Source organism: Fluviicola chungangensis (assembly GCF_007558725.1).
GTDB classification, from domain to species: Bacteria; Bacteroidota; Bacteroidia; order Flavobacteriales_D; family Crocinitomicaceae; genus Fluviicola; species Fluviicola chungangensis.
The window spans coordinates 316,524-328,396 of sequence record NZ_VLPL01000002.1 but is presented as its reverse complement, the minus strand read 5'-3'; the positions used below and the strand labels follow the sequence as shown (position 1 = coordinate 328,396).

The following is an 11,873-nucleotide window of genomic DNA, read 5'->3' as shown; positions in this document are numbered from 1 at the left end:
TTCATTTTATCTCTTTCGATCTTTGAAACACAAAAATGAACAGGTTATGGAAACGCAACAAATAAAGCAAAGCACTTGGACGAAACTCGAGAAGCTGGCAACTGAATATCGATTTGGAGTTATCGCGATCACCCTATTAATTATAGGATGTTTAGGTGGTGTTACTATGAATTATGGCGCCGCACTCCATATGTGGTCACTGATCGCGGTAGTTATTCCAACAATGACAACCCTTAGTTTACTTTTAGCAGTAGCTCCAATGAGATGGATTATGAATGCATTCATTGTCACTGTGTTAGTTGATACTGTGGTTATATTTATGGTATAATAACCTACTATTAAACAACGAAAGGTTACTTTTTTTAAGTAACCTTTTTTTGTGCATTCAAATTCCCTGAATTCCAAAGTTGTCAGTACCTTTGCACCTCCCAAATCGGAAAAATATGATTTCAGTAGACAGTGTAACGGTAGAATTCAGCGGAAAAGTTTTGTTCAGTGATATTTCTTTTGTCATTAATGACACGGATAAAATCGCGCTGATGGGTAAGAACGGTGCCGGAAAATCCACTTTGTTGAAAATCCTTGCCGGAGTGAATAAAGCAACCAAGGGAGGAGTTTCCGCGCCTAAAGATGCTGTCATCGCTTATCTCCCGCAACACTTACTGACGGAAGACAACTGTACTGTTTTTGAAGAAACGAGTAAGGCTTTCGCGGGAATTTTTGCCATGCGCGATGAAATTGAAGCTTTGAACCAGGAATTGACTGTTCGAACAGATTATGATTCGGATGACTACATGAAGCTGATCGAACGTGTTTCTGAACTAAGCGAAAAGTTTTATTCCATTGAAGAGATCAATTACGACGGAGAAGTAGAAAAGGTGTTGAAAGGAATGGGATTCGAGCGGGAAGATTTTTCGCGGCCTACTTCTGAATTCAGCGGTGGATGGAGAATGCGCATCGAACTCGCTAAAATCCTGCTTCAGAAACCCGATTTGATTTTATTGGATGAGCCCACCAATCACATGGACATTGAATCCATCCAGTGGCTTGAAGATTTCCTGGTGAACAGTGCGAAAGCTGTTGTAGTCATTTCCCACGACCGCGCCTTTGTAGATGCCATTACCAATCGCACGATTGAAGTTACCATGGGCCGAATTTATGATTATAAAGCCAAGTACTCCCATTACCTGGAATTGCGCAAGGAGCGTAGAATGCAGCAGCAAAAGCAGTACGAGGAACAGCAAAAGTTCATTGCCGAAACTACCGAATTTATTGAGCGCTTCAAGGGAACTTATTCCAAAACACTGCAAGTGCAGTCCCGGGTTAAAATGCTTGAAAAGCTGGACATCATTGAAGTAGACGAAGTGGATAATTCTGCTTTGCGCTTAAAATTCCCCCCGGCTCCACGTTCCGGATCTTACCCGGTCGTGATCACGGACCTGAAGAAGCAGTATGATGACCATGTGGTTTTCAACGATGTCAACGTGACGATCGAACGCGGAGAAAAAGTTGCTTTTGTAGGCAGGAACGGAGAAGGAAAATCTACCCTGGTTAAGGCGATCATGAAAGAAATCGGGTTCGAAGGAAACCTCGAACTGGGTCACAATGTCCAAATCGGGTACTTTGCACAAAACCAGGCTTCCTTATTGGACGAAGAATTAACCATCTTTGAAACCATCGATCGCATCGCTGAAGGGGAAATCCGCACCAAAATCAAGGACCTGCTGGGTGCATTTATGTTCGGCGGGGATTCTTCTACCAAAAAGGTAAAAGTCCTCTCAGGAGGAGAAAAAACACGCCTGGCACTCATCAAATTATTACTTGAGCCTGTTAATTTGTTGATTCTCGATGAGCCGACAAACCACCTGGACATGAAAACGAAGGATATTATCAAGGATGCATTGAACGCTTTTGACGGCACACTCATCCTGGTTTCCCATGACCGTGATTTCCTGGACGGACTTGTTACAAAGGTTTACGAGTTCGGGAATAAGCAAGTAAGAACGCATTTTGATGATATCAACGGGTTTCTTGCAGCCAAGAAAATGGAAAATCTGAAGGAGATTGAACGCAAATTGAATTGAAAAGGAACGGCGTTACCACTTGTTTCTATCACCCCAGGCTTTCTCCCTTACCAATTTGCATTTTCAATTGCCAATTAACTAAAAACGGTCCGGATCACCTCCAAAGACTTCATTTTTCGCATGCCGCTTACATGGAACTGGTAATACTCCAACCAGGCATCCAATAACTTTATCCGCTCTTCTTTCGGAATTGAAAGCGCAAGGAAATCCAGTTTATTGTATTTCAAACTATCTGTCAGCCAATGAAGCCATGGCTCTTCGAGATACGAAGGCAAAAAAGGTAATGTGTTCGTGAATTTCCCTTCCTGCAACTCAAAATACTTCGGATTATTGGTTTGCACTTCCGGCTGGAACCCTTCCAATTTAGCAACCTGGGCCAAAAACCAAACCAGGTAATTGCTCAACTCCCCACTGGCATTCAGCCAATGGATTTCTTCACTCAAAAATTGGAATAGTTTCTTGTCCTGGTGGTTGTCCCGCAAGCAAATCATCATTAATTCCGAGACAAAAAAAGCAATGCTCGATTTCAGCGGATTATCCAGCAAATGGTGCAAAGGTTCCAAACTCTGCATCTCGGTCAATTTCAATAAACTGCTGTCGTTTCGCTTGTAATAGATAATCTCTGCCAATTCCAGGGGAAATAAAATCAATCCCTTTTTCTTTTTGGCTCCCTGGAAAAGAAAAGTTTGAAGTCCTGATTCGAGTGTAAACAGAGTGACAATTAAACTGGTTTCAGAATAAGGCAAACGCGATAAAACAATGGCTTTATCCGTTAGTTTCATCGGATAACAACTACCTTTCCGACTTTCTTCCCTTTTCCTTCGGTTGGAGCTGTCCAGATAAAATAAACTCCCGAACTAACCTCTTCTCCTGTTATTCTTTTCCCGTTCCAGGTTGCAGTCCCGCCATTGGAAGTGGTTTTATAAACGAGATTCCCCGCAGCATCCGTGATTTTCACCTCACTTCCATATTTGATTCCCTGGATCGTAATCGGACCGGAAAAATCAGGCTTCACCGGATTCGGGAAAACCGTTGTTGAAGCATAATCGGGATCTTCGTACGTTGCATCCGAACGGTAAGATACCATCCCGTTATCCGTAATGATGAACAATTCCCCTGTCTGGTGATTGAATTCCATGTCCAGCACCGCATTGGAAATCATGGGTGAATTATCCTTATTAAAGTTTGAAATCACCTCCTGTCCGTCAGCAGACACCAGGAAAACTCCCGATTCAGCAGTACCGATCCACTTTCTGTTGCCTCCATCCACTTCAATATCCGAGATATACGAATTTCCCAGAAGCATTTCCACATTCCCGTCGTAGGTTACTAAAATCCGGGAAACATCGGTTGTTCCGGCAGTTGAAAAAATTCCGTCACTGTTGTACAAAACTGCCAATCCGTTATCAGTTCCGATCCAGATCTCATTATCAAAATCCACAGCCAAAGCCGTTACATTATCTGAAGGCATATTTCCGGAACCGCTGCCGGTCTGCATGACCCTGATAATGTCATCCGACGTGTTTGAAATGGTATTGTTATCCTTATAACCCATTAATCCCTTTCCATAAACACCAACCCATTTATTGCCGTTATAATCGATCGCCAGTTCGGAAGCATATGCGTTTGAGATTAACGGATTATTGGACATGGCATACCAATTGCCATCTGCTGTGCGAACTTTCAATATTTTTGAAGAATAGGCATTCACGATCCATAAATTCCCGTCATCATCATAATCCAAACCAGTGATGCATGTCATGTTGTTTCCAAGCGCCGTATTTTCCAAAATGGAATTGGAAGCTCCGTATAACTGGGTGATTTCCGAACCATTGACAATACTCAGTCCGTTCAGGCAATATCCTCCGAGTGCTACTTCTTCCGGGTTTTTCGGGTTGATTGCTGCCGTACCGATATCCCAAACTCCACTCGACCACAAAGATTGTGTGGATTTATCGTATAAGGTCCAATCTTCATCCTTCATCGTATACGCTCCAGGAAGACTAAAACTCAGTGAGACCCGATCAATCGTTCCGGCAGTTACGACAATCTTGCCATCATGCCCGTTGATACTGAAAAAGTCATTCTTCGGTGGTCCTTCCGTGGAAATAATTTTGGATGTTCCGAAGGTATCGTATTTGACTAATCCGTTCTTATGATCAGCGACCCAATAATTGGTTCCGTCGTAAGCTACTGCGCGCATTTCCGGTGCCGGATTGGAATAACTGGGAATCCCAAAATAAATGGAACTGTCCTCATTAAACAGCAAATAGGAATCTGAAAAACTCACTCCCAGTTTATTATTGACGACTTGAAAATTCACGATTTCCATATTAAACTGATGGCCGATAACCTCCTGCAATCCGCCTGATGTAACTTTCATGATCGAATCAGCCCCGTATGTTTCTTTCTTCGCCCAAACATACAAGTTGTTGTTGCAAACGCCGGCTTTTTGATAAGATACATCCAGTGCAGGCACGTCAACCCGCGTATCCACAGACCAGTTATTCGGATTTCCCAGCAAGGGATTATTTGCAAATGCTTTCACCATTCCATCATTGTGCAGTGCATAGATCGAATCGTCTAGAAAAACAACAGACTGGTAGTTTTTCGGAACACTGAAAGGATTGTAGGTATCTTTAACTTCATGTTTTGCCGGGTCCAGCACAATAATTGCAAACCCGGTTGCGGCAAACATTTTTCCATTTTTGGATGTAAAACTATTGATTCGTTTGTTCCCGGGAATAGAAGCCAATTTCACAGCGGGAATATTTACAATACTTCCATCTGAATAAAGCTGGTCAATGTTCCCGTTATCGTATCCGATGAAAAAAGACTTGGTTCCCGCGTCGTAGGAGATACAGGATATCAGGATATCCGAGAGTCCATTCTGATCATTGTAAATTTTTGTTTCGCCCGCCGCTTCGTCGTATTCAATGACTCCGGTCTTTAAAGCTGCCATTGCAAGGCCATCGCCAAAAGCCACATCAACTGCCTGTGAAGCAGCCACATGCATACGCCACTGACCCGTTCCAAGTTGTGAAAATGCAGCAGTAGATAACCCCATTAAACCCGCTAAAAGAAGACCTCGCATGAAATTTGTTTTGTTGTATAAACGCATACTCTTCAAAATTATTGGAAAAAATCGCAAGAGAAGTCAAAAAAGGAACTAATTTTGGGGTTAGATTGAAGAACTCAATCAAAATGGCTCCGTGGCGCAACTGTATAGCGCATCAGATTTCGGCTCTGAGGGTTGGGGGTTAGAATCCCTCCGGGGTCACAAAAAGAAAAAGCATTTTACGGTAGTAAGATGCTTTTTCTTTTTCCCTCAATACTCACTCTCACACTCGCTCTGTTTTTCAGAGCTATCCTTCGGCTTTTCTGTCTTGTGAGACAGAGCCTCAGTCTTCACAAGCCGTGCTTGCTCTTCTTTCAGTGTGAGTGTGAGGGCTGAGTGTGGGATCCGTGTTCGAAGCTGAGATTCTGTCTCCTCCCTTGAGAAGAGCATACGCAGTATGTGAAGACGAACAACGACAAGCGTCAGTGCGAAAGTTGTGAGGAGGATCAAGGAGGGTGGTGAAACAAAAATCTGCTGAAAACCTTTTTAGTGTATTTTCCGATCGAATTAAAATCGTTCGAATCCTATTGGCTTTCAGGCTTGATTTCTTTCTTGCTTGGAATTTTTCAACAGCGAGTTGATTTTCGGAATTATTGTGTAGTATTGAGCCATAACGTAACGAAGACTATTCGCGAAAATTTCTGAAATTTAGTGTAAAATCCGATTTTAATTGGTTGTAAGTAGTTGAAGTTGCGCGTATAAATAAGTTAGCTGTAATGTTGTACAAGACAACGAACAAAAATGATAGACAAACTAAAAGAGTATAGAAAACTGATTATTAAGCGAAGTTCCCTTCCAAACTTTATTATTTGGTTGGTAATTTGTGTTTTTAGCGTTTTTGTTTATAAAATCAAACCTGTTTTTCACCTTAATGAAAATCAAATTTTATATCTATTTTCTTCAGCTTCGCAGGTCATAGCTGCCATATATGGACTTATTATCACTGGATACATTTTCCTTAGAAACGAACTTGACAGAAAAGCAGACAAAGATGAGTCACTTGAAGAAATAATTTTACTCTTAAAGACAGAATATTTTGGTTCCATAATCGGAATTAGTTTAACAACATTATTGTCAATTGTTCTTTGCTTTCTAGTAATTGCAGACGAGACACATTCAAACGGAAATCTGTTGGCCTATTTGATTAACATATCAGTTGCAACTATTTTGACCGAGTTGATTGTAGTTGTAAAATTTGTAATCACAATCCTTAATCCAAACAGTCTTGAAATAGCAAGTAACAAACTTAGAGACTTAACTGCTCAAGACAAAACCAATGAAAGCGGAAGCCTAGAAGAGTTCCTGAAACATTACAATCAAATAGAATACATTTTGGATAAGTATGGTTCAAGTTTTTTATATTCAGACTTGAACGACTACGAAAGTGTGAAAAGAAAAAGAATTGCAAAAACCAAATTGGTTTATATACTTTTCAAAGAGGAAAAAATTGACACCGACTTGAAAAATAATTTAATTGAACTGATTTCATTTAGGAACAGTCTGATTCACGGAACAAATCTTTACGTTTCGACAACAGACGTTGAAATGTCAGAGAAAATTTTAAACAAACTAAAAGACAGCCTTGGAGTTGCATAAAAACACTACAGCTAACAGCCGTTTTGCAAAAGCGGGGGTTCGTGCTTCTATGACAGTGAAGTGATAAATTCAAGCTTTGTGCATACAATGAAGTTTAGTGCTGAAAATCCCCGCCTTCACAAAGCGGCAAAACGTTATAGCCAATACCCTAAGACAACGTCAATTGAAAAAGTAATAATGTTTCATGAAAAAATCCTTTATTAAAATTCTTAGTATAACAATTTTCATATTTATATGTTGCTCTTTATTTTTACCTCAATACGAAACCTTAACAGATGGGATGATGGATGATTCATTTAGCTTCATGAGTGAATATCCCAACCCAGACCAATCAGGAGGATTTTTTGGCGGAGGCTATTATACAACCTTTAATGGATTCGGATCTACAAGCGCAATTTTGAACACCGTGGTTTCCTTTTTTATCACAATAATGCTACTCAATGGAAGATTGTCGAGAAAAGTATTATTATTTCTTTTTATCCTCATGATGATAACGCTTTTATTATCGCTTTTGGACATAGTAATAGCACCGACATTTTTGAACGAATCTGATAAGTTGAAAATTGGTTTCTACGCCTTAAGAGTATTAGAGTTGGCTTTGTTTTATTTTGCTTATGCTGAGCTCAAACGGTTGCATAAAACAAAAATTGAGAGATCAGATTTAATTGATAATTTTCAATAGATAAATAATTAAATTAAAAAACGGCTATAACACCAAATAAGCAAAAGCACAAAATTCACTATACTTGTTAGTCGCCTTTGCCTATTTGCAAAACGTTGTAATTATGCTATCACTTACTCTTGATTAAGGGTGTTCGACTTTTTTCTTTCAGAGCGAGAATCGAGAATGAGAGAAATTAGAGTAAAGAATTCAAATTTTCAGGAATACCAGCGATAGTACCGTCCTATTGCCCACAATGGAAACACATTTCGATATGCCGTATAAGTGATCGCACAATTCCCGTTGAAGATCCCTGAAACTCCTTCCTGGGGGAAATCTCCACTCGCTTCCTGGCGTGAAAGAATAAAGGCAATTCCTTTTTCAATAGCCGTCCTGTCCGGATGTTTTGCTTTCATTAACGCCAAAAGCGCCCACGCCGTATTGACAATCTGCCCGTCTTCGTGTTCCACGTACCGATGCTGCACGCAGGATTCGAAAGATTCTCCCCAGCTGCCATCCGCACGTTGCTTACTCAACAGGAACTCACAGGCTTTTTGGATTTCCGGTGCCGGTGTTCCGTCTTCGTAGCCTTTGTATCCGGCTGTCAGCAATCCTTCCATTCCGAACCAGGTTCCATAGGTGTAACATACTGCCCAACAGCCATACCAGGAACCATCCGGATCCTGTTTGGATTTCAAAAATCTTCCGCCGCGATCAAGCGCTCTTTGGATGTCTTCTTTGCGGTAATCGTGGTGTTTTGTGAATTCATTCAAGCCCTGTATGCTGGCAGAAGAGCATTCCGTATAGGTTGCTTCTGTCATGATGTTCTCGAATAAGAGCGCCGGATTCAATACTTCAATCCATTTCGGAGCTCTTTGTTTTTCATAAGAAGCCCAGCCACCGTCTTTGTTTTGCATGGACAGTAACCAGTCCACAGCGGGTTTTAACCGTTCCAGGTCTATGTGATGCTGCTTTTGAATGTGTTCTTTGCGATTGTACAAAATAGCAGTTTTCATTCCTTCCGAAGTACAGTCCGTAATTGCCCAGCCATGATCAATGGTTGAAAAAGGCCAGCAACCGAGTGTTACATCTCCCCAGAACTTATCATATTCTTTCGCATTCCGCTCAATTTGTGAACTGTCGATGTAGCGGTAAATTTTCTCCGCCATTACGGGAAAATGGTTTTCCATGTCTGCTTCTATCAAAGCCTGGCCTGCAAAGGCGGTATCCCATAATTGGGATCCGTTGTAACCTGCCATTTTAGCTCCGTCTTCGGCAATCCACAGGTAATCTTTCCAGCGCTTCAAGTGATTTTTAAACTGTTCGGAATCCTTTCCGTGATGGTGCCAGGCATAAATAGAATTGATGGCCTGGTTTACCGGACCAATATTGATATATCGTGTATAGGTATCTTCGAAATCAATGTAGTCTTCCACATAGTTGAGTGCTTTTTTTCGAAAGCGTTTCGAATGGATCCGTTCATACCCGTTGATAATCGTACTCAAGCGCAAATACCATTTGCTAACCGGGTGATAAATATCGGTTTGGCAAGCCTCCCGACGCGCTTTTTTCCAATTAATGGAGTCGTAATCGCTTGTATACAGTTCTTTTCTTAATTCTTTTACCAGCGGTGTCAATTCTGCTTTCACTTTTTTGCCAAAGCAATAGGACATCGGCAGGAAGATCATTCGGTTATGGCACCAGTATTTCCCGGGATGAAAAGGTACCCATTTCGGGAATTTCCACATTTCAGGTAAAAGTGCATCATTTCCCTTCCATTCATAAACGTTCAGAACGGATAAGTAGAACTTGCCCCATTGAGGAGCTTTCGTTGCTCCACCATGGCTTAAAATCCAATCCTGCGCCCGTTTCATGTCCGGGTTCGAAAGATTTTCTCCCAAAATACGCAAAGTCACATATTGCATGACCGTTCCGAACATAGTCGAATGCCCTTCGATATGTAAGCCCCAGCCGCCGTCTTCGTTTTGGTGATTCCAGATATTGCGCTTCATCAAAACCTGCATCGGTTTTTCAAACGGTGATCCGGTAATGTACGATGCGATGACCAGGCCTGGAATCAGGAAAAGCGGACCACCATAGTCACCGGACCAGTTTCCGTCGGGTTCCTGGAGCGTTTCGTAAAATGAAAAGCCATTTAGCAGGGCTATTCGCGCTTTTTCCTTGAGTGAAAAAGAATCGTCTGACGGGATAATGCTCGGTTCTCCGGCTTGTTTCCGATGAGCATAGCGCAACAACCTGTCGGCCGAATTCGGATTGATTTTCTTATCAAAAAGAAATGCCCGATCGAGCGCCTTTAAGAAAGCCACACCTTCCGGTTTCTCCCAATCAGAGTCGGATTGAATGATTGGTTTTAGTTCCTCCGGAATTTCAAATTGCCAATATTGTTGTCCGTTCTTTGAAGAAAACTTCCAGGTATCCCAAAAATAGGCGGGATCTTTTTGATCGAAATTCATCGGGTATCAAGTTGTTCTGCTGAGCATAATTTCACCCAACTCGATCATTTTCCGTTTGTCGTCTTCAGACAGACCGGAAGACATAATTGCTTCGACCGATTTATCGTGCAATTCTTCCATTTTGTCCAAAGCGATCTTAGCTACTCCGATTTCTTTAAAAATTGCCTGGAACCCGCTGATTTTAGCTTCTTCGTCCTTTTCATTGAATAAAGCTGCTATACGCGCCTGCTGTTCTGCGTCGGCGTTTTGCATCGCATTGATTAACAAGAAGGTCTTTTTATTCAACAGGATATCCCCTCCGATGCGTTTTCCAAATGTATCATCACCGAACGTATCCAGGTAGTCATCCATAATCTGGAATGCCAAGCCGGTATACAGTCCGAAATCGTATAGCTTTTGCTGATCTTCAACTGAAGCATTTCCCAAAATAGCACCGATCTCACAAGCACAGCCGAACAGAACGGATGTTTTCAGGCGGATCATATTCATGTATTCTTCCACAGTGACTGTTTCCTGTGTTTCGAATTCCATATCGTATTGCTGTCCTTCCATTACTTCCTGAGCCATTTTCAGGAAACTTTTTAACAACTCCGTCGATTTTTCTTCATTTCCTTTGATCAATAAACCAACGGAATGCGGCAACATGGCATCACCTGTTACAATGGCCTTGTCTACACCGTATTTCTCGTGAACGGTAATGGTACCGCGGCGCACCAAAGCTTTATCCATAATATCATCGTGTACCAATGTGAAATTATGGAATACTTCAATCGCAATTGCGGCAGACATGGCATCTTCCGTACTTACTCCAAATCCCTGGGCAGCCATTAACACCATAATCGGGCGCAAACGCTTTCCTTCCAGTGTCATGATGTGGTATGTGGAATCAGATAAGTTGGATGGAAATCCTTCCAATGCATCTGTTTCCAAATATTGAATAATTGCTTTGCGCTGGATTTCCAAATCCTGTTTTATTGTAGTTGCTGTTGTCATAATTTAAAATCTATAGAAAACTTCTAATTCTTCTTCTTTCAGTAATTGCTGGGTTTCTTCCCAATTTTGGGTAAACCCGATCATGTATCCGCCACCGCCGGATCCACAAATTTTTAAATAATATTCCTTCGTGTCCAACCCTTGTTTCACAATACTTTGGTACTTTTCCGGAATCAGGTAATGCATTTCATCCAATTGGAAGCGGACTAATTTCTCCAGGTTCCGATAAAAATTTTCGGTATCTCCTTTCAGGAAATCATTAATCCCCGCATTTGCATATTCGATTAATTTCGTCTCCAGTTTTTTCTGAAAGTCCTCCTGTTTGCATGCCGTATTAAACTGTTTGATCAGTTTCTCGGAATTTCTGGCCATTCCGGTATTCAACAAGAACAGGACGTGTTTTCCGGCTTCATCGTAAACGGGAATATCCACTTTTACAATTTCTTTGTTGGCTTTGAGCAACAATGGTTCATTGATAATAATGCTGAGCGGATCAATTCCCGAACTTTTTCCATGGAAGTGTCCTTCCAAAGTACCCAGGCAGCTTTTTAAGCTTTGAATGCGATCCATCGTTAAATGTTTCAATTCGTCTTTGAAATCGCCGGCTTTTTCCAGGTAGCGCAAGAATATTGCAGCTACCAGTGCACCGGAACTTCCCAAACCAAATCCCTGTGGAATATCACTTCTAAAGAACAATCCCTTGTCCAGTTCCTGTGACAGCTCGTTCACATTCAATTTGAATGTTTCATCCGTGTGATTTTCTAAAATATGCTTGAAGAATTCCCGGATCCCTTTGTTGGATAATACCGCAATAGCACTTTCTTCTCCATTTTTCGGGTAACACAATTTTCCGGAAAACTTACTGAATGGAATTGTCAGGGCCATACCGTTGTGCAACACACTGTATTCTCCAAACACCAGAATTTTTGAATTAACTCTTTCCATCT

At 41.4% G+C, this 11,873-nt stretch carries 9 protein-coding genes and 1 tRNA gene; 5 read left to right on the top strand and 5 right to left on the bottom strand.

Annotated elements, in window-relative coordinates; genetic code table 11:
- The first annotated feature begins 46 nt into the window (after nucleotides 1–46).
- Nucleotides 47–328 (top strand): hypothetical protein, encoded by a 282-nt coding sequence (locus FO442_RS05060; RefSeq protein ID WP_144332068.1) that lies wholly within the window; start codon nucleotides 47–49, stop codon nucleotides 326–328.
- 115 nt (nucleotides 329–443) lie between these two features.
- Nucleotides 444–2,084, top strand: coding sequence for an ABC-F family ATP-binding cassette domain-containing protein (locus tag FO442_RS05055; RefSeq protein WP_144332067.1), 1,641 nt, complete (start codon nucleotides 444–446; stop codon nucleotides 2,082–2,084).
- A gap of 74 nt (nucleotides 2,085–2,158) precedes the next feature.
- Here FO442_RS05055 and recO read toward each other — a convergent pair whose 3' ends face one another.
- Both recO and porZ read right to left on the bottom strand, forming a co-directional pair.
- Nucleotides 2,159–2,866, bottom strand: coding sequence for a DNA repair protein RecO (gene recO / locus FO442_RS05050; RefSeq protein WP_144332066.1), 708 nt, complete (start codon nucleotides 2,864–2,866; stop codon nucleotides 2,159–2,161).
- Nucleotides 2,863–5,178: a type IX secretion system anionic LPS delivery protein PorZ gene (gene porZ / locus FO442_RS05045; protein WP_186279909.1), complete on the bottom strand. Its 2,316-nt coding sequence runs from the start codon at nucleotides 5,176–5,178 to the stop codon at nucleotides 2,863–2,865. The genes recO and porZ overlap by 4 nt, the downstream gene beginning before the upstream one ends.
- Before the next feature lie 112 nt (nucleotides 5,179–5,290).
- Between porZ and FO442_RS05040 the strand changes: the two genes are divergently transcribed.
- From FO442_RS05040 to FO442_RS05025, 3 genes are all read left to right on the top strand, one after another.
- A tRNA-Arg gene (locus tag FO442_RS05040) sits at nucleotides 5,291–5,364 on the top strand.
- Between the two features lie 579 nt (nucleotides 5,365–5,943).
- Nucleotides 5,944–6,798, top strand: a complete 855-nt coding sequence (locus FO442_RS05035; protein ID WP_144332064.1) for a hypothetical protein — start codon at nucleotides 5,944–5,946, stop codon at nucleotides 6,796–6,798.
- Nucleotides 6,799–6,982: 184 nt separating this feature from the next.
- Nucleotides 6,983–7,480 carry a hypothetical protein gene (locus FO442_RS05025; RefSeq protein WP_144332063.1) on the top strand — a complete coding sequence of 166 codons (498 nt, stop codon included), beginning with the start codon at nucleotides 6,983–6,985 and terminating at the stop codon, nucleotides 7,478–7,480.
- Nucleotides 7,481–7,677: 197 nt separating this feature from the next.
- Here FO442_RS05025 and FO442_RS05020 read toward each other — a convergent pair whose 3' ends face one another.
- Genes FO442_RS05020 through FO442_RS05010 form a run of 3 tightly spaced genes read right to left on the bottom strand, consistent with a single transcriptional unit; the run spans nucleotide 7,678 to nucleotide 11,871 of the window.
- Nucleotides 7,678–9,933 carry a terpene cyclase/mutase family protein gene (locus FO442_RS05020; RefSeq protein WP_144332062.1) on the bottom strand — a complete coding sequence of 752 codons (2,256 nt, stop codon included), beginning with the start codon at nucleotides 9,931–9,933 and terminating at the stop codon, nucleotides 7,678–7,680.
- 6 nt (nucleotides 9,934–9,939) lie between these two features.
- Nucleotides 9,940–10,926, bottom strand: a complete 987-nt coding sequence (locus tag FO442_RS05015; protein WP_144332061.1) for a polyprenyl synthetase family protein — start codon at nucleotides 10,924–10,926, stop codon at nucleotides 9,940–9,942.
- Nucleotides 10,927–10,929: 3 nt separating this feature from the next.
- Nucleotides 10,930–11,871 carry a GHMP family kinase ATP-binding protein gene (locus FO442_RS05010; RefSeq protein ID WP_144332060.1) on the bottom strand — a complete coding sequence of 314 codons (942 nt, stop codon included), beginning with the start codon at nucleotides 11,869–11,871 and terminating at the stop codon, nucleotides 10,930–10,932.
- Nucleotides 11,872–11,873 lie beyond the last annotated feature (2 nt).